The sequence below is a fragment of the Corallococcus sp. AS-1-6 genome, assembly GCF_020037015.1.
Classification (GTDB): domain Bacteria; phylum Myxococcota; class Myxococcia; order Myxococcales; family Myxococcaceae; genus Corallococcus.
Window position 1 is genome coordinate 431,447 of record NZ_JAIQDE010000001.1, and the last position, 17,507, is coordinate 448,953.

The following is a 17,507-nucleotide window of genomic DNA, read 5'->3' on the forward strand; positions in this document are numbered from 1 at the left end:
CCAAGTTTGCGCGCGCCCAGCGATCGACTTGGACGGCTAGTCGTCCTTGTTCATCATGTAGTCCAGGTCGTCCTCGCACTCCTCACACCACGAGTCTTCGTGCATCACTCGACCCGAACCGCACTTCCCGCAGGGGAACAGCTCCTCTTCATCGAGCCCGCCCCTGCATCGATGGCAGTAGGTCGGAGGGCGTTCGTTGTAGGTGAGGAGCATTCCCTTCTTATCGGTCGCGTAGAGCATCGGCATGCCGCAGTCGCACCGGGCCACCTCGATGTACCTCGCATGTAACGAGGGTTGGAGATCGAGATCAGGATCAACGACGTCCGTCCAGCCGTACTTCTCCAGGAAGTCGTCGCACTCTTCGATGGACCAGCCCGTCTGTGTCGAGAGGCGAGAGAGCTGTCCAGCGTTGCGACGGAGGAGAGTGATGCACTGCTGAAAAGTCCGCTGAGTATTCCTCTGCAGACGACGTGCTCGCGTATTCAATGAGGCCATGGCCGTTTCCTTTCGGTCTCGACCGGCTGAACCCCGCACGCTCAACCGGTCACGATCGGACACGGTTGACTTCATTCTGCACCACTAACTGCTGTCACCGCGCAGGCCACACTGGCCCGCTTCTCCTCTCCCACGGTGCGGGCGAAGAAGAGCATCGAAGGGTCGGTAACGAACCCCGCCGAAATACTAACTGGGTCAAAAGGCTTCGGCAACCCGTGTGGCAGTTCCTGCCAAGTCTGCCGAATGATCCATCACGCGGCGAATTACGGCTCAGCGATGCCGTGGAATCCGTTGTGATGCGCGGTTCTTCTCGTTCGTGCCTCTATCACCGTGACGAGGAGTGACGCCCGCGCTCCGGGCTACATGCGCTCGTCGATGGCGCGGTTGCTCATCTCGTCCGCCTCCGCGTTCTGCGCGCGGGGGACGTGGGCGAGCCTCACCTTGCCGAAGGTGGCCAGCAGCTTCTGCGCCTCCTGGAACAGGGGCTTCAGCGTGGGGCTCTTCACCTGGTACTTCCCACCCAACTGACGGATGAGCAGCTCGCTGTCCGCGAAGACCTCCACCTCGCGGGCGCCCAGGCTCTTCGCGTGCTGCAGGCCGATGAGCAGGCCCATGTACTCGGCGTAGTTGTTCGTCTGGTGCCCCAGGAACTTGCCCAGGCGCGCCACCACCGCGCCCTCGGCGTTCATCAGCACCGCTCCCGCGCCGGCGGGGCCCGGGTTGCCTCGCGCCGCGCCGTCCGAATAGACGCGCACGCGGTTCAGCGTCCCTCCCGCCGCGGGCGTCACGACCTCGATGCCGGGCGTCGTGGACTCGGGCGCGGGCTCTGAAGCGGCAGCCCCGGCCTCGCGTGGACCGCCGCCCAACTGCTCGGCGGCTTCGTCCAGCAACTGGCCCAGGTGCTCGCGGGTGAGCCCGCGAAAGGCGCGCACCGTCGCCGTCAGCGGCTCCTCACGGGCGATGTGACGGAGGACGTCGACGAGCGAAGGGGTCGGCATGGGGAGGGGACCGAAAGGTGACGCGCCGCCGCTACTTCTCGGCGGCTTCCTTCGGCTCCTGCAGCGCTTCGACGGCGAAGATGATGCGGTTGCACGAGGGGCACACGTCCGTGCCCAGCGAGGTCCGCAGCATGTTGTACATCTGCGGGGGCAGGTTCATGTTGCAGCCCTGGCAGGTGCCCGCCACCACGCCCACCATCGCGGGCAGCTTCTTCTTGCGGATGACCTCATAGCGGCGAAGCAGGGTGGCATCCACGTTCGCGGCGACTTCCGCGCGGCGCCCCTCCAGCTCCTTCACCTGGGACTCGGACTCGCCCAGCTTCCCGCGCAGCTCCGTCATCCGGCCCGACAGGCCCTGCTGCTTGGTGGCGTAGTCCGCCTCCTTGCCCTTGATGGCCTCGCGCGCCTGACCCAGCTCCTTCACCTTCTCAGTCAGCGCTTCGGACTGGGTGAGGATGCCCTTCTTCGCGATGTCGATTTCGCGAGCGAGCGCCGAGTACTCACGCGTGGAGCGCTGGTCGGACAGGCGCGCTTCCCACTTCTTCACCTTGTCCTTCTCGTCCGTGATGTTCTGCTCGAGCAGGGCCTTCTGCTTCTCAAGGTCGGCGACGCGTGTCCGCTCGGCCTCGATGCCATTGCGCGCGACCCCCAGCTCCCGCTCCAGCTCGGAAATCTGGCGGGGATGCACGTCCGCCGCCTTTCGGAGCGAGGCGACCTCGAGGTCCACCTTCTGCAGCTCCGCCAAGGCCTTCAGTTTCTCCCGCAAGTTGCTGCCTCCCACACGGCCGCACCGACGCGCGGCTCGGCTCTTGTACCAACAAGGGTGCTGGGGTTCCAACGCGTAATTGGGGACGCCTCCATCCCGTGTTCCCCACCTGCCTCTGGAGCGTTTGAATCCGCTTCACGCACCCGTTAGACGGGGCACGTGTCCAGCCTCCGACTCCGCCCCCTCCTGGCCCCCGCGCTCCTCCTCGCCGCCACGGCCTGCCGCGAAGCCCCGCCCCCGCCGGCCCCCTCTGTCGCGCCCCCCGCCGCCGCCGCGCCGCGCCCCACCGGGCCGGTGAAGTGGGGCGAAATCGAGGGGCGGGTGGTGCTGACCGGGACCCCTCCCCAGGCCTCCAGCGCGCCGACCTCCGCCACCGTCGCCAGCGTGTGCGGCGACCAGGCGGAGGACCGCTCGCTCGTGGTGGGGGGGGAGGGCGCCCTGGCCCACGCCGTCGTCTCGCTCCAGGACGGCGCCGGGCTCGCCGAGCCGGAGATGCCCGCGCCGCAGCCCGTGCTGGACCAGAAGCAGTGCCACTACGAACCGCCCGCGCTCGCGGCGAAGGCCGGCGGCGAGCTGCTGCTGCGCAACTCCGACCCGCTGGTGCACAACGTGCGCGCCCAGGCGGGGACGAACCGCTCCGTCTTCAACGTGGCCATGCCCCTGGAGGGGATGACCCTGCGCCGCCCCCTGCCCGCCGAGCCCGGCACCGTCCAGGTCCGCTGCGACGTGCACCCCTGGATGCGCGCGGTGGTCCGCACCTTCAACCACCCGTACTTCACCACCACCACCCCGGACGGGCGCTTCCGGATGCGCGTCCCGGAGGGGTCCCACACGCTCGTCTTCTGGCATGAGCGGCTGCCCGAGGCGTCCCGGACCGTCACCGTCCGCGCCGGGGAGACCGTCCAGGTCGATCAGACCTGGGGCGTGGAAGCACTGCGTCAGGCCGGCTCGGGGAAATAGGGCGCCCCTGACACGGTTGTCGCGTCCGGTCCCGGCGCAACGAAGTCATCGGCCAGGGGTTCCGTCCAAGTGCCGGGAAGCACGCCCCTTGTTCAGACTTCTGTCTTGGTGGCAAAATTGCTTTGTCGGAAGCCAACACTTCCGCCCGAGGGGGAGTCGTCATGCATCAGACCAGGAAGCAAGCCACGGTGTCCGCCGAGGCGGAGCGCCTGCCCGTGGGGGCTCGCCGCAAGGGCGCCCGGCCGGCGGGCATGCAGGAGATGGGGCCCAACCTCTACGAGAAGATCCAGAGCGCGCTCACGGAGCTGTCGCTGATGTCGTCGCACGAGCGGCTGAACGGTACCTGAGCGGTGACGTCCCGGAGCGGTGTGGCCCCTGGGGAGGGGCCCCCGTCTTCCGGGGGCGCCGTTGTCGGGCCCGGTGACTGCCTCGGGGCGCGCAAACGGCAACGGGGCCCGCCCGAACCGCTCGGGGGACCCCGGATGATGCGAACCTCTGAGCGCGACCCTACAGGTCGTCGTCTTCGGCGGGCTCGGCGCCGGCCTCGGCGTCCTCGTCGTCACCGAAGGAGTCGAGGTTCTCCTCGTCCTCCTCGGCCGCGGGCGTCTCCTCGGGCTCGGGCTCGATGACCTTGGGCGCGGCGGCCAGGCGACCACGCCGGCCCTCGGCGGGCTTGGCGACCACGTTCTCCCGCTGATCCGCCCCGCACTTGGGGCAGATGGGGTCCGGCTTCTTCATGTCGTAGAACTTCGTCCCGCACTTGAAGCACGTGTGCTTGGTCCCGAGATCCTTCGCCGGCATGCGCCACCCTCGTAGAGCCTGGAGTGAAACAGAGGGCGGCTGAATAGTTGGGCCGAAGAAGAGAGTCAACCGTGTGTTTGCGCGGGAGATTTCTGGCGGTAGCATCCCCGCCGGTTTCCCCCGAGAGCCGGACGCCCCCTTTGAACTTCACCTGCGACAATTGCCAGAAGCGGTACTCCATTGCGGACGAGAAGGTCCGCGGCAAGACGGTCAAGGTCCGCTGCAAGAACTGCCAGAACGTCATCACCGTGGAAGGGCCCGCCGAGGAGGAGAGCACCCGCGTGGTGTCGCTCGCCGACGTGGAGCGCATCCGGGCCCAGGAGCGTTCGCTGGCGGGAGGCGCCGCCGCCGCGCCCGCGCCTGCCCCCGCTCCGGCACCGGTGGCCGCCGCGGCAGCTCCTGCGCCCCTGGCCAGACCTCCTGCGTCGGCTCCCCAGACCCCCTGGGACGATGAGCCCACGCGCACCGCGCCTCCCCGCCAGACGGCCGGGGCTCCGTGGTTCGTGATGGTGCGCAACAAGCAGGAGGGCCCGCTGGACGAGTCGGCCGTGGCCGAGTGGATGGCCGCGGGCACCATCAGCGCGCGCAGCTTCTTCTGGCGCCAGGGCATGCCGGACTGGAAGCGCGGTTCGGACATCCCGGAGCTGGCCGCGCTGCTCGCGCCCGCCGTGCCGCCGGAGCCGCCGCCTCCGCCCCCGGAGCCGCCGCCCGCGGTCGTCGCGCCGCCCGCGCGCGCCCCCGCCCGCCGGGAGCCGGAGCCCCAGCAGCCCTTCTACGCGGAGAACGAGCCCGCCCCGTCCGAGGACGACAACAACGACGGCGGCTTCGAGCGCGACGGCGACGAGGACGAGGGCACGCTCTACGGCGACAAGCGCGCCGCGCCCGCCCCGGTGCCCACGCCCGCCCCGCGCCGCGCGGTGGCTGCGCCCGCGGACGAGTCCCCCGCGGCGAGCGGCGCGCCCCTCAACGAGCTGTTCTCCGACCTGGACCTGCCCGGCAACCGGGGCGACGGCTCGGACGAGGAGGACCCCGGCCAGGATGAGACGCGCGAGGACCCTCGCAACGACGAGGAGGAAGAGGACGCGCGCGAGGCGCAGGACTCGAAGGCCGCGCGCAAGCGTCCGGTGGTGCCGGCCCGCCGTGGCAGCCCGCTGAAGGTGGTGGCGCTGGTGCTACTGCTGCTCATCGTCCTGCCGGCGGTGGCGCTGTTCGGCCTGTCGGCGGCGGGCATGCTGCCTCCCGCCCTCGCGGACATGGTCAACAAGGTGACCGGCAAGGCGTCCGCGCCCGCTCCGGCCCCGCGTCAGGCCACTCCCGCGCCGGGGGGCGCCGCCAAACCGGCGACGCCTCCGGCGGCCGCTGAACCCGCGACGCCTCCGCAGGGTGCCGCGGCGGGTGGCGAGGCCACGGCTCCGGCGGAAGGTTCCGCGCCGTAGCCATCCTGTGAGGCGGGCCTGCTTTCCGCGCGACGCGGCGGGCAGGCCCTCCCGCCACGTCCTGTTCCGGCCGGGAAATCCGGCACGTCGAGCAGGACGGCCCGGTTCAGAGGTCGAAGTCGCCCGCGGGCGGCTTCTTGCCGCGCATCGCCTGTTCCCTCGCGGCGCGGACTTCGGCGCGCAGGGCTTCGGTGGCTTCGGCGTCCACCGTCCCCGTCTCCAGGTCCACGACGTCCCCTTCGCGCACGCCGGAGGGCAGGGTGTCCAGCGCGCGGGTCACCTGCTGGCCGTCCACCACCAGCACGGCGACGTCGTCCTCGATGCGGTCCACCGTGGCCCTGGACCGGGGCTTCGTCTTCTTCTTCGTCACGGGTCGCAGTCTCCCGCGGGCTTGCGGCCCGACTTCAATGCCGCGTCACGCGTGCTCCACGTGAGCAGGTTCTCTTCGTTGATGAGCCGCACGCTCCGGCAGGTGGCCTTGTGGAAGATGCGCTTGTTCTTGCTCGCCATGTAGCTGCCCGTCATGGGCGTGCTGCTGGACGAGCGCACCGCCTTCGGAGGCGCCTCCTCCGTCCGCGTGCCCTTGCGCGCGACAGGCAGGTCATCCACGTCCGTCACGTTGCCGACGCGGGCCTTGCTGTCACGCGGTGCCTCGACGACACGCGCGGGCTCCGTCCGGGCGGCTGGGGCCGGCTCGGTGGGGGCCGGCTTCACCGCGGGCGCGGGCTTCACCGTCCGCACCAGCGCCGGGCGCGGATCCAACCCCGGGAAGACGCGCCGCGTGCCTCCGGGCTCCCCCGGGGTCGGACGCTGGAGCGACAGCTCGAACTGCTTGCCGTCGCTCACCGCGTGCACCTCGCCGTTCACGTCCGTGCGGAAGGCCCGCGCGTCCACGCCGCGCAGCCGCGCGAGGAGCTCCTTCACCTTCGGGCTCCTGCCCAGGCTGTCATCCCCGCTGAGCACCGCCGCCTGCGGCCGCACCTCCTCCAGGTACGCCTGCGAGTTCGCCCCCTCCACACCGGGCGAGGCGACCTTCAGCAGCGTGGCGGAGGACAGGAGCCCGCGCTCCAGCAGCCGGGCCTCCGTCTCCGCGCGCGCGCCGCCCGCGAAGACCACCGATGTGTCCGCGTACGTCAGGCGCAGCACGATGGAGTTCGCCGCGTTGCGCCCCTCCGCGTCCGGGGCCTCCTTCAGGAGCGGCTCCGCGGGCGCCCGGGGCCAGAGCACCGTGAGGTTCACCCCGTCCTCCAGCGTCAGCCGGACCAGCTCCTTGGGCGCGGACGACGGCGGCGCGGGCGAGAGGATCTGCACCCCCCGCGAGCCCACCGCCGTCAGCAGCGCGTCGTAGGCCTTGGACGTGTCCGGGAGCTGCGGCTCCATCAGCCGCCGCGCCCCCACGCGCTTGAGCACCGCCTCCAGCGCGCCGTGGTGCCTGGGGTCCGGCTGGGTGAGCACCACCAGGTCCAGCTCCCGGCGCAGCAGCTCCGGCAGCCGGTTCACCAGGTGCGACTCGGCGGACGCGGGCCCGGAGTCCACCAGCACCGTGTTGCCTCGCGGCGTGACGATGAGCGCGGCATCCCCCGCGCCCACGTCGAAGAAGTACACGTGGAGCTTCCCGTCCGGTGCGCCGCCGAAGTAGCGCGACTTCTCCGGGGGCTTCTGCGCGGCCGGCGCGGGCGGCTGCTGCTGACAGGCCAGGGAGGCGAGCAGCAGCCCCACCCCCAGCGCGATGCGGGCCTTCATGGATGACAATCCTCGGCGGGGCGGCGCTCACGCAGGGCGTCGGCGCGGCTTGTGTAGACGGTGCGCTCGTTCTTCGAGCGCTTCAGGGTCTTGCAGCTCTCGCGGTGGAACACCTTGCTGCCCTTGAGCGACACGTAGCGCTCGCCCGTGGCTTCGGACGCGCTCGCGGGCGCCGGGGGCTCCACGGGCGTGCGCGTCCGGGGCGCGCCGGGCTCCGGCTCCTTCTCCGTGGAGCGGCCGGAGCGTCCGTGCGGCGTGGGCTGGATGGGGCCGAGCGCCACCGGGCTCCCCGCCTGCTGCGTCCCGGACAGGCTCGTGGCCCCGGTGCCCTTCGTCGAGCGCAGCGTCACGGTGGTGCCGTCGCTCACCGCCAGCACCTCGCCGTCCTGGTCGGTGCGGAAGGCGCGGGCGCGCACGTCGCGCAGGCGGCCCAGGACCTCCGGGCTGGGGTGGCCGTAGTCGTTGCCCACGCCGCAGGAGATGACCGCCGCCTGCGGCTTCACGCGCTCCAGGAAGGCCGCGGTGGAGGAGTGCTTGCCGCCGTGGTGCGCCACCTTCAGCACCGTGGCGGTGAGGTCCACGGGCTTCTGGAGCAGCACCTCCTCCGTGGGCGGCTCCGAGTCCCCCGTGAAGAGGAACGCCGTCTTCCCGTAGGTGAGCTTGGTGACGATGGAGTTCGCGTTCGGGTCCGAGCGCGTGTTCGCGAGGAACGACTCCTGGGGCACGCGCGGCCAGAGCACGGTGAGCGCCACGCCTTCGCCCAGGCCCACGGTGAGCAGCGTCTGGGGCGCCTGGGGGTTGGGCTCCGGGCTCATCACCTGGCCCACCTCGTGGCCCACGAAGTCCAGCAGGTCGCGGTACGCCTCGCTCGGGTGGTCGAAGCCGGGGTCCATGAAGCGCTTCGCCCCCACCGCCTTCACCGCCGCGCGCAGCCCGCCCAGGTGGTCCAGGTGCGGGTGGGTGAGGATGACCAGGTCCAGCGGGCCCTTCACCAGCTCGCGCAGCCGCGCCGCCAGCCGCGCGCCGGCCTCTGGAGGCCCGCCGTCGATGAGCACCGTCTTGCCCGTGGGCGACACGATGAGCGCCGCGTCCCCCTGGCCCACGTTGAGGAAGTAGACCGAGAGCCGGCCCGGGGCGGGGGAGGGGAGGGCCGCGTGGCCCGGCACCGCCGCGAGGAGGAGGACAAGGAGTGCGAGCAGCCGCGCGAAGACCTTCACGGGTTGGAACTCTACAGCCCCGCTCCCCTTCGCGGCACCCCGTGCGTTGACCGGGCACCTCCTCCCCCCGCGAGCGCTTCCCCGAGGGCCGGGAGTGGGCTAAGGGGCGCGGCATGCCGTCCGACGCCGAAGCGTTCTTCACCGTCCTGGAAGAGCTGGTCGACCAGGCCCGTCATCGTCTGCACGCCTGGAAGGTCCAGCAGGAGGCCGTGCCGCCCGCGGCCGCCGCCGTCCTGAACCCGGAGGCCCCGCGCCCACCCGGCGTGAAGACCGCCACCGCGCGCGTGGACCCGGCCACCCTCGTGAAGGCCTCGGACCTGGCCCCGTACATCGACCACACGCTGCTCAAGCCGGAGGCGCGTACGGAGGACATCGTGCGCGTGGCCGAGGAGGCCCGTCAGTACGGCTTCGCCACCGTGTGCGTGAATAGCTGCCACGTGGCCACCGCCGCGCGCGTGCTGGCGGGGGCGACGGCCGTGCCCATCGCCGTGGTGGGCTTCCCCCTGGGCGCCGCGCTGTCGTCCGCGAAGGCCTTCGAGGCGCGCGAGGCCATCCGCGCGGGCGCCCGTGAAATCGACATGGTGCTCAACCTGGGCGCGCTCAAGGCGCACGACTACCAGCGCGTGCACCAGGACATCGCCGCGGTGGTGGAGGCCAGCCACCCCGTGCCCGTGAAGGTCATCCTGGAGACGGGCCACCTCACGGACGAGGAGAAGGTCGTCGCGTGCGCGCTGTCCAAGGCCGCGGGCGCCGCGTTCGTGAAGACGTCCACCGGCTTCGGGCCCGGCGGCGCCACGGTGAAGGACATCGAGCTGATGCGCGCGGTGGTGGGCGACGACGTGGGCGTGAAGGCCTCCGGCGGCGTGCGCTCCGCGGAGGACGCCGTGAAGCTCATCCGCGCGGGCGCCAACCGCCTGGGCGCCTCCGCGTCCGTGGCCATCGTCACCGGGCAGATCTCCACCGCGCAGTACTGACCCCCTCCGGAGCCGCGCACCGTGACCCCGAAGCAGCGAGAGGACTTCCTCCAGCAGTTGCTCGCGCTCCACGCGGAGCTGACCGGGAAGGCGCCCATGCGCATCGAGCCCAACCGCACCGACGAGGCGCGCGTGGGCGGCGACGAGGACGAGCAGCCCCTCAACGAGATGATGCAGGCCATCGCCTCCAGCCGGAACCGCAACACCGACGGCACGCTGGCGCGCGTGGTGAAGGCCCTGGGCAAGCTGCGCGAGGACCCGGACTCCTTCGGCGAGTGCGAGGAGTGCGGCGACGAGCTTCCCATGGGCCGCCTCAAGGCCATGCCCTACGCGGAGTTCTGCGTCGCGTGCCAGAACAACAAGGACGGCCCCAAGGGGCCGGTGCGCCGCAAGCACCTCACCGACTACAAGAGCTGAAGCACCCCCCCTTCTTCAACGACGAGGCAACGCGCGATGGACACCACCGGACTCAGGGAGCGGGCGGAGGCCTGGCGCAGGGCGGATCCGGATCCGGAGACCCAGGCGGAGCTGGCCAATGTGCTCGCGACGCAGGACTGGGCGGACCTGGCGGACCGCTTCTCGCAGGACCTGGAGTTCGGCACCGCCGGCCTGCGCGGCGTGCTGGGCGCAGGCCCCAACCGGATGAACCGCGCCGTGGTGCGCCGCACCACCGCGGGCCTGGCGCGCTACCTCAAGGCCACCGTGCCGGACGTCACCACGCGCGGCGTGGTGGTGGGCCGTGACGCGCGCCGCTTGAGCCGCGAGCTGGCGGAGGACACCGCCGCCGTGCTCGTCGCGGAGGGCATCCCCGCGCACGTCTTCCCGGAGCCGGTGCCCACGCCCGTCACCGCGTTCGCCGTGCTGCACCTCAACGCCGCCGCGGCGGTGATGGTGACCGCCAGCCACAACCCGCCCGAGTACAACGGCTACAAGGTCTACTGGGGCAACGGCGCGCAGATCGTCCCGCCGCAGGACGTGGGCATCGCGGACGCCATCGCGAAGGTGGAGCCCGCCAACGAGGTGCCCCTGCTCACGCCCGCGCAAGGCCGCGCGAAGGGCCTGTGGCGCGACCTGCCGGAGGACGAGGGCCACGCGTACCTGCGCGCCATCCTGGACCTGCGCCTGTACCGCAAGGGCAGCGACACGCTGTCCATCGTCTACACCGCCATGCACGGCGTGGGCGGCGCGTGGGCGGCGCTCGCGCTCAAGGAGGCCGGCTTCCCGCGCGTGACGCCCGTGGCCGAGCAGCAGCAGCCCGACGGCCGCTTCCCCACCGTGCGCTTCCCCAACCCCGAGGAGCCGGGCGCCATGGACCTGTCGCTCGCCACGGCGGAGCGCGTGAAGGCGGACCTGGTGCTGGCCAACGACCCGGACGCGGACCGGCTGGCGGTGATGGCGCGGGATGCCTCCGGGAAGCTGCGCCTGCTCACCGGCAATGAGGTGGGCGTGCTGCTGGGCCACTACGTCCTCACGCAGGGGACGAAGCGCGCGCGCCCGCACGTGGTCACCACCATCGTGTCCTCCACGCAGTTGGGCGAAATCGCGCGCGGCCTGGACGCCGCCTACGACGAGGTCCTCACCGGCTTCAAGTGGATCGCCAACCGCGCGCTGGAGCGCACGGCGAAGGAAGGCACCCAGTTCGTCTTCGGCTACGAGGAGGCGCTCGGCTACACCGTGGGCACCGCCACGCGCGACAAGGACGGCGTGGGCGCGGCCCTGGTGGTCGCGGACATGGCCGCGTGGTGCGAGGCGCGCGGCGTGACGGTGCTGGGCTACCTGGAGGAAATCCAGCGCCGCTTCGGCCTGCACGTGGGCGCCCAGCGCAACGTGACGCTGCCGGGCGCGGCCGGCGCGCAGACCATCCGCGCCATCATGCAGGCCTTCCGCGCGTCGCCGCCCGCGAACATCGGCGGCACCCCGGTGAGCGCCGTGCGCGACTACCAGAAGGGCGAGGGCGGCCTGCCCCCGTCCAACGTCGTCGCCTTCGCGCTGGAGGGCGGCGGCCGCGTCACCCTGCGCCCCTCCGGCACCGAGCCCAAAATCAAATACTACTTCGAGCACAAGGAGACGCCCGCCCCCGGCGAGCCGCTCCCCCAGGCCCGCCAGCGCGCGGAGGCGAAGCTGGCGGCCCTCATCGACGCCTTCCTGGCCCTGGCCCGCGAGCGCGGCCAGCCCGCCTGATGAGTCCTGAATCACCCTTCAACTCAACCCACCGGGTCGTGGCCTCCCGTGCCGCGGCCCATCGCTGAAAGGAACCTCGTGAAGCGCATCATTCCTGGTTTCCTCCTGGCCGTGCTCCTGGCCCTCCCCGGCACCGCGATGGCTCGCGGTCAGGGCTGGTCCCTGCTGGCGGCGGAGACCGTCGGCTCGGGCCGCAACATGTTCAGCGCGCAGATCGGCTTCCCGGGCCTGTCGCTGGGCCTGCTGCACGGCGGCTCGGACACCGTGGATATCGGCGGCAAGTTCAGCTTCAACTGGGGCCGCGAGGGCCTGGTGGACGCGTCCGACGCGGGCCTCAAGCTCCAGGGCTGGCTGCGGGTGATGATCGCCAAGACGGACAAGGTGGCCTTCGCCATCACGTTCCAGCCGGGGCCGTTCGTCTACTTCCCCCGGGGGAACACGATGTTCGGCATGGCGCTGCCGGTGGCGTTCGTGGTGGGCATCCCCGTGGGCAGCGCGCTGATGATCAACGCGGGCCTCGACGTGCCGTTCAACGTCTACATCGGCGAGGGCATCGGGCCGGTCATCCCCATCCTCTTCGGAGGCGGCCTGGAGTACTTCGTGAACAACAACTTCAACGTGAACTTCAACCTGCGGATGGGGCCCTCCATCGTCCCGCGCTTCGACGACAGCTACTTCACGATGGAAGCGCTGGCGGGCGTGGCCTACCGCTTCTAGCCGTACGTCACGCGGGCGGGGACGGGGTTCCCCGCCCGTGTGGTGGCTACAAGGCGGCTACCAGGAGGACGTCTGCTCGGGCAGCTCCACCGTGAAGGTGCTGCCCAGGTTGACGCGGCTCTTCACGGTCAGCTTGCCGCCCATGCTCTCCACCAGGGTGCGCGCCACCGTGAGGCCCAGGCCCACGCTCTTCTCCGGGGCCTTGGTCGTGTAGTACGGCGAGAAGATGGCCTGCAGCTCGTCCTCGAAGATGCCGATGCCGGTGTCCTTCACGAAGATCTGCGGGCCGAACTCACCGAACATGTCCGGCAGCTCCACGCCCACCTGCACCACGCGCGGACGGTCCTTCACGTCCTCCACGGCGTCCACCGCGTTGCAGACCAGCTCCGCCACCACCTGCTCCACCTGACGGCGGTTGAACACGACGGCGATGGGGTCCTCCGGCAGCACCGCGCGCACGTCCGCGCGGCCCAGACGCCCGGCGGCGCGCAGGCGCGACACCACCTCCGGCACCACCTCCCGCAGGTCGAAGCGCTGGATGTCCTTGGGGCCCGTGGGGCCCAGGGACAAGAGGTGCTGGCCGTGCAGGCGCATCTGCTCGCCCGCCACGCCCAGCTTGAGCAGCTCCTCCGTGTCCGGCGGCAGCCCCTGGGCGGCGCGGGTGCGCACGTGCTCCAGCGCCCGCTGCAGGCCCACGCCCAACTGGTCCATCTGCGTGGCCAGGTCCGCGGCCAGCGTGCCCACGCGCGCCAGGCGCTCCATGCGCACCCAGCGCGTGCGCGGGTCCTGGAGCACTTCCGGGACGCCGCCGTGCTCGCGGTGCGCCTTGAGCTCCAGCAGGGTGTGGACGCGCACCTTCAGCTCCAGCGGGTCCAGCGGTTCAGTCGTCAGCAAGTCGTCCACACCTGCCTCCATCACCTCGCGGCGCGTCTGGCGGTCCGCGGAAGGCGTGAGCATGAGGATGGGGAACTGCGGCGGGGAGAGCGCCTCTCGAAGGCGCCGGTACGCGGCCAGGCCCACCGTGCGGGCCCGCTCCACGTCCAGCAGCACCAGGTCCGCGGAGTGGCGCGACACCGCCTCCAGCGCGGCCGTCGTCCCGCTCGCGGGCAGCACGTCGTAGCCCGCCGGCGTCAGGATGGAGCGCACCCGCTCCACGCCGCCGGACTCCACGTCGACCGCGATCACTCGCGGGCGCTGGGGTGACGTCGAGCCTGTTGCCGTCGTCTGCATGTTCATGCCACCCCAGCCTGGAAACCGGACCGGCCAACGCCCGCGGGCGCTGTCCCGGCTCCGGGGGACCGCGTTCCGGAATCGCTCAGGCCCACATGCTGCGCCTGCTCGGTATCCAGTCCGCAATCCGACATGGTCGCACTCCCATGCCAGCGGCATGCCGGACGTCCACCCAACGGCAGATCAGCCCACACTGGAAAGACCGAAAACCTTGATCCAATAAGGTCAGGGGGTTGGCGGCCCGCCGGCGGATGACCTGACGCATCAGGGCAGGTGGCCGCTTCAGATTTGGCAGGTCCAACCTGACCAAAAGTGATTTCCGACCCGGGTCCTGGACTACCCGTTCCCTCTCAAAATGGTCAGCGGGATTCCTGCTCGAACGGAATGCCGAGCGCGGCGGGGGCGTGGCCCCGCTGGCCCTGGAGCGCCAGGACGAGGAGGGTCAACAGGTAGGGCAGGGCGAGCAGGAAGCCCTGGGGCACCAGGTCGAGGAGCCAGGGAGCGCTGGAGGCCAGGCCGATCCGCAGCGCGTTGCCGGCGGCGAAGAAGAGCGCGGCGGCGAAGGCGCCCAGCGGCGTCCAGCGGCCGAACACCATGGCGGCCAGGGCCATGAAGCCCAGGCCGGAGGGCGTGTGCTGTTCGAAGCGGTCCAGGACGGTGGTGGACAGCACCGCGCCCCCCAGGCCCGCCATCATCCCGCCGCCCAGCACCGCGCCCCAGCGCAGGGCGGGCACGGACAGGCCCAGCGTGGCCACCGCGTGCGGCTTGTCGCCCACGGCGCGCAGGCGCAGGCCCAGCGGCGTGCGCGACAAGAGCAGGTGGAAGAGGAATGGCAGGGTGAGCGCCAGGTACGTGGGCGCCGCGTGGCCGGACAGCGCGCCCAGCAGCGGGACCTGGGACAGGCCCGGGATGTTCCAGCGCGACAACTGGGTGATGGAGGGCGTGCCGTTGGGGCCGAAGAACGACTCCAGCAGGTAGGTGCCGCCGGCCATGGCCACTAGGTTGAGGGCCATGCCGGAGACGACCTGATCCGAGCGCCAGCGGATGCTGAGGAAGCCATGCACCGCGGCGATGCCCGCGCCCGCGGCCATGCCCACCCCCACCGCGAGCGGCGTGGGCATCACGAGCGCCGCCACGGCCGCGCAGAAGGCGCCCGTGCGCATCATGCCCTCCACGCCCACGCTCACCACGCCCGCGCGCTCGGAGAGCATGGCGCCCAGCGCGGCGAACACCAGGGCGGGGGCCGCGTCCAGCGTGGAGAAGAGGAGCGAGTGGAGCACCTCAAGCACGGGGCACCTCCACTCCCGCCTGGGCCTGGGCCTGCGCGCGCTTCTGGCGCCGCGCCAGCAGGGCGAGCCACACCATGCGGCCGGCGACGAAGAGCAGCGCGAAGCCCTGGATGAGCTCCGGGAAGCTCTTGTGCACGCCGAGCAACTGCATGCGCGTGCCGCCCGCGCGCAGCACGCCGAAGACGGCCGCCGCCAGCGCCGCGCCCAGCGGGTGGTTGTTGCCGATGAGCGCGATGGCGATGCCGTCGAAGCCGTACGGGGCGCCCAGCGAGCCCGGGTAGCGGCCCTCCGTGCCCAGCACCAGCACCGCGCCGGCCAGGCCCGCCAGCGCGCCCGCGAGCGCCATGGCCCCGCCCGCGCGCCACAGCGTGGGGATGCCCGCCGCGCGGGCCGCCTCCGGGGTGAGGCCCACGGCGCGCGTCTCGTAGCCGGAGCGCGTGCGGGTCAGCCACACCCAGACGCCCAGCGCCGCGGCGAGCGCCAGCGGGAAGCCCAGGTTGAGGCGCGAGCTGTCCCCCAGCAGCCGGGGAAGCTGCGCGGAGGGGAGGATTTCGGCGGTGCCGGTGATGGACGACGCGCCCTCCGCCACGGCGCGCAGCGGACCGATGACGAGCCAGTTGTCCACCAGGCTCACCGCCACCCAGTTGAGCATGATGGTGGAGATCACCTCGTGCACGCCGCGCTTGAGCTTCAGCACGCCCGCGATGCTCGCCCACGCCGCGCCCGCCACCGCCGCCGCCGCGAGGGCCAGCGGGACGTGCAGCGCGCCGGGCAGCGCCACGTGTGCGCCCACGAGCGCCGCGGCGAGCGCGCCCCAGATCATCTGTCCCTGCGCGCCGATGTTGAACAGGCCCACCTTGAAGGCCACCGCCACGGACAGGCCGGTGAGGGTGAGCAGCGCGGCCTTCATCGCGGCCTCGCCCAGGGGGCGCGTCACGGAGGTGGCGCTGCCGCCGTCCAGGAACGCGGGCCAGTTGCCCACGCCGCCCCAGAGCATCTGGACATAGGCGCGCGTGGCGGTGTCCGCGTCGCGCGTGATGGCGATGAGCAGCCAGCACACCGCGAGCGCCAGCAGCACGGAGAGCACCGACGGCAGCACCTGCCGCGCCCGCTCACCCATGGCTTGCCTCCGCGCCCAGCATGCGGCGGCCCAGCTCGCGCTCGTCCAGGTCCTTGCGCGGGAAGTGCCCCGTCACGCGGCCTTCGTAGAGGACGTAGACGCGGTCGGAGAGGGCCAGCACCTCCTCCAGGTCCAGCGACACCATCACCACTCCCGCACCCCGGGCCTTCGCGTCACGCAGGCGCTCATGCACCTGCGCCACCGCGCCGATGTCCAGCCCGCGCGTGGGCTGCACGACGACGAGCAGCTCCGGTCTGGCGTCCAGCTCGCGCGCCACCACGACCTTCTGCTGGTTGCCGCCAGACAGCGCCTGGAGCGCCACCGTCGGGTCGTTCGGGCGCACGTCGTAGCCGGTCAGCAGTTGCTCCGTGCGCTCGCGGCGGCCCTTGAAGTCCACCCACGGCCCGCGCGCGAACGGCGGCTGGCGGTGCCGGCCCAGGGCCACGTTCTCCTCCACCGTCATCGCCTTCACCACCGCGCGGGCCAGGCGGTCCTCGGGGACGTGGCCCACGCCGCGCGCCTTCGCCAGCGCCGGGGTCAGCCCCACCAGCGGACCGCCGAGCAGCGTGCCCTCGCCGCCGTCCAGCTTGCGCAGGCCCGTGAGGACCTCGGCCAGCTCGCGCTGTCCGTTGCCGTCCACCCCGGCGATGCCGACGATTTCGCCCGCGCGCACGGTGAGGCTCACGCCCTGGAGCGCCGGACGGCCGTTGTCACCCGTGGCCCGCAGGTCCTTCGCTTCGAGCACGACCGGGCCCGTCGAAGCCGCGGCCGGCTCAACGGGCGCGGGGGGCAGCGCCGCCGCCGCGCCGGTGGTGCCGGTGCCCGTCAGGTGGGTGGCCGTGACAGCCGTCGCGGGCACGCCGGTCATCGCGGCGCCCCTGGAGCCTTCACCCACCATCAGCGCGGCCAGCGCGGAGACGGTGGTCTCGCTGGCGCGCACCTCCGCCACGGTGCGGCCCCGGCGCATCACCGCCACGCGGTCCGCCACGCCCAACACTTCCTTCAGCTTGTGGCTGATCAGCACCACCGTGCGGCCCTGCGCCACCAGCCCGCGCATCACCTGGGACAGCTCGTCGGACTCCTGCGGCGTGAGCACGGCGGTGGGCTCGTCCAGGATGAGCACCTGCGCGCCCCGGTGCAGCGCCTTGACGATCTCGACCTTCTGCTGCGAGCCCACCGTGAGCGTGTCCACGCGGGCCCGAGGATCCAACTGGAAGCCGAAGCGCTTCGCCGTGGCCGCCACCTCGTCACAGGCGCGGTCCAGGTCCAGCAGGCCTCGCTTCGTGGGCTCGCGGCCCAGCACCACGTTCTCCGCCACCGTCAGCGTGGGCACGAGCATGAAGTGCTGGTGCACCATGCCAATGCCCTTCGCGATGGCGTCGCGCGGGCTCTTGAAGCGCACCGGCTTGCCGTCCATCAGGAACGTGCCCGCGTCCGGGTGGTACAGCCCGTAGAGCACGTTCATCAGGCTGGACTTGCCCGCGCCGTTCTCGCCCACCACGGCGAGCAGCTCCCCCGGGACGATGTCCAGCGACGCGTCCTCCAGGGACACGCACGACCCGAAGCGCTTCGCGATGTGC

At 71.9% G+C, this 17,507-nt stretch carries 18 protein-coding genes; 7 read left to right on the plus strand and 11 right to left on the minus strand.

Annotated elements, in window-relative coordinates:
* Window positions 1-36 precede the first annotated feature (36 nt).
* The 3 genes from K8612_RS01770 to K8612_RS01780 all read right to left on the minus strand — a co-directional run bounded on the left by K8612_RS01770 (window position 37) and on the right by K8612_RS01780 (window position 2,259).
* The gene (locus K8612_RS01770; protein WP_223761047.1) at window positions 37-495 is read right to left on the minus strand and encodes a hypothetical protein; all 459 of its coding nucleotides are present in this window, start codon (window positions 493-495) and stop codon (window positions 37-39) included.
* A 359-nt stretch (window positions 496-854) separates the two neighbouring features.
* A complete protein-coding gene (locus tag K8612_RS01775; protein ID WP_223761048.1) occupies window positions 855-1,493 on the minus strand; it encodes a ribonuclease HI family protein in 639 nt (212 codons plus the stop codon).
* Between the two features lie 31 nt (window positions 1,494-1,524).
* A complete protein-coding gene (locus K8612_RS01780; RefSeq protein ID WP_223739945.1) occupies window positions 1,525-2,259 on the minus strand; it encodes a zinc ribbon domain-containing protein in 735 nt (244 codons plus the stop codon).
* Window positions 2,260-2,418: 159 nt separating this feature from the next.
* Between K8612_RS01780 and K8612_RS01785 the strand changes: the two genes are divergently transcribed.
* Together K8612_RS01785 and K8612_RS01790 are read left to right on the plus strand one after the other, a co-directional pair.
* Window positions 2,419-3,219, plus strand: a complete 801-nt coding sequence (locus K8612_RS01785; protein ID WP_223761049.1) for a carboxypeptidase regulatory-like domain-containing protein — start codon at window positions 2,419-2,421, stop codon at window positions 3,217-3,219.
* Window positions 3,220-3,380: 161 nt separating this feature from the next.
* Window positions 3,381-3,566 (plus strand): hypothetical protein, encoded by a 186-nt coding sequence (locus tag K8612_RS01790; protein WP_223739943.1) that lies wholly within the window; start codon window positions 3,381-3,383, stop codon window positions 3,564-3,566.
* A 160-nt stretch (window positions 3,567-3,726) separates the two neighbouring features.
* Here the strand turns inward: K8612_RS01790 and K8612_RS01795 are convergent, their stop codons facing one another.
* Window positions 3,727-4,020, minus strand: a complete 294-nt coding sequence (locus K8612_RS01795) for a TIGR02300 family protein (protein WP_223739942.1) — start codon at window positions 4,018-4,020, stop codon at window positions 3,727-3,729.
* Between the two features lie 140 nt (window positions 4,021-4,160).
* On the opposite strand from K8612_RS01795, the gene K8612_RS01800 reads away from it, so the two are divergent.
* Complete coding sequence (locus K8612_RS01800) at window positions 4,161-5,456, plus strand: GYF domain-containing protein (RefSeq protein WP_223761050.1); 1,296 nt, start codon at window positions 4,161-4,163, stop codon at window positions 5,454-5,456.
* Between the two features lie 106 nt (window positions 5,457-5,562).
* Here the strand turns inward: K8612_RS01800 and K8612_RS01805 are convergent, their stop codons facing one another.
* The 3 genes from K8612_RS01805 to K8612_RS01815 are packed head-to-tail and all read right to left on the minus strand — an operon-like array spanning window position 5,563 to window position 8,416.
* Window positions 5,563-5,826, minus strand: coding sequence for a DUF3006 domain-containing protein (locus tag K8612_RS01805; protein ID WP_223761051.1), 264 nt, complete (start codon window positions 5,824-5,826; stop codon window positions 5,563-5,565).
* Complete coding sequence (locus K8612_RS01810; protein WP_223761052.1) at window positions 5,823-7,199, minus strand: ComEC/Rec2 family competence protein; 1,377 nt, start codon at window positions 7,197-7,199, stop codon at window positions 5,823-5,825. The genes K8612_RS01805 and K8612_RS01810 overlap by 4 nt, the downstream gene beginning before the upstream one ends.
* Window positions 7,196-8,416 carry a ComEC/Rec2 family competence protein gene (locus tag K8612_RS01815; RefSeq protein WP_223761053.1) on the minus strand — a complete coding sequence of 407 codons (1,221 nt, stop codon included), beginning with the start codon at window positions 8,414-8,416 and terminating at the stop codon, window positions 7,196-7,198. Before K8612_RS01815 ends, K8612_RS01810 begins: the two co-directional genes overlap by 4 nt.
* A 113-nt stretch (window positions 8,417-8,529) precedes the next feature.
* Between K8612_RS01815 and deoC the strand changes: the two genes are divergently transcribed.
* The 4 genes from deoC (at window position 8,530) to K8612_RS01835 (ending at window position 12,288) form a co-directional block, all read left to right on the plus strand.
* On the plus strand, window positions 8,530-9,390 hold the full coding sequence (gene deoC, locus K8612_RS01820) for a deoxyribose-phosphate aldolase (RefSeq protein WP_223761054.1): 861 nt from the start codon (window positions 8,530-8,532) through the stop codon (window positions 9,388-9,390).
* Between the two features lie 21 nt (window positions 9,391-9,411).
* A complete protein-coding gene (locus K8612_RS01825; RefSeq protein ID WP_223761055.1) occupies window positions 9,412-9,807 on the plus strand; it encodes a TraR/DksA family transcriptional regulator in 396 nt (131 codons plus the stop codon).
* 36 nt (window positions 9,808-9,843) lie between these two features.
* On the plus strand, window positions 9,844-11,571 hold the full coding sequence (locus K8612_RS01830; protein ID WP_223761056.1) for a phospho-sugar mutase: 1,728 nt from the start codon (window positions 9,844-9,846) through the stop codon (window positions 11,569-11,571).
* A 78-nt stretch (window positions 11,572-11,649) separates the two neighbouring features.
* Window positions 11,650-12,288 carry a hypothetical protein gene (locus tag K8612_RS01835; RefSeq protein WP_223739934.1) on the plus strand — a complete coding sequence of 213 codons (639 nt, stop codon included), beginning with the start codon at window positions 11,650-11,652 and terminating at the stop codon, window positions 12,286-12,288.
* Between the two features lie 57 nt (window positions 12,289-12,345).
* On the opposite strand, the gene K8612_RS01840 is transcribed toward K8612_RS01835, so the two are convergent.
* From K8612_RS01840 to K8612_RS01855, 4 genes are all read right to left on the minus strand, one after another.
* Complete coding sequence (locus K8612_RS01840) at window positions 12,346-13,524, minus strand: sensor histidine kinase (protein ID WP_223761057.1); 1,179 nt, start codon at window positions 13,522-13,524, stop codon at window positions 12,346-12,348.
* 353 nt (window positions 13,525-13,877) lie between these two features.
* Window positions 13,878-14,807: an ABC transporter permease gene (locus tag K8612_RS01845; RefSeq protein WP_223761058.1), complete on the minus strand. Its 930-nt coding sequence runs from the start codon at window positions 14,805-14,807 to the stop codon at window positions 13,878-13,880.
* The gene (locus K8612_RS01850; RefSeq protein ID WP_223761059.1) at window positions 14,800-15,927 is read right to left on the minus strand and encodes an ABC transporter permease; all 1,128 of its coding nucleotides are present in this window, start codon (window positions 15,925-15,927) and stop codon (window positions 14,800-14,802) included. Before K8612_RS01850 ends, K8612_RS01845 begins: the two co-directional genes overlap by 8 nt.
* Entirely contained in the window at window positions 15,920-17,479 is a 1,560-nt protein-coding gene (locus K8612_RS01855) for an ABC transporter ATP-binding protein (protein ID WP_223761060.1), read from the minus strand. The genes K8612_RS01850 and K8612_RS01855 overlap by 8 nt, the downstream gene beginning before the upstream one ends.
* Window positions 17,480-17,507 lie beyond the last annotated feature (28 nt).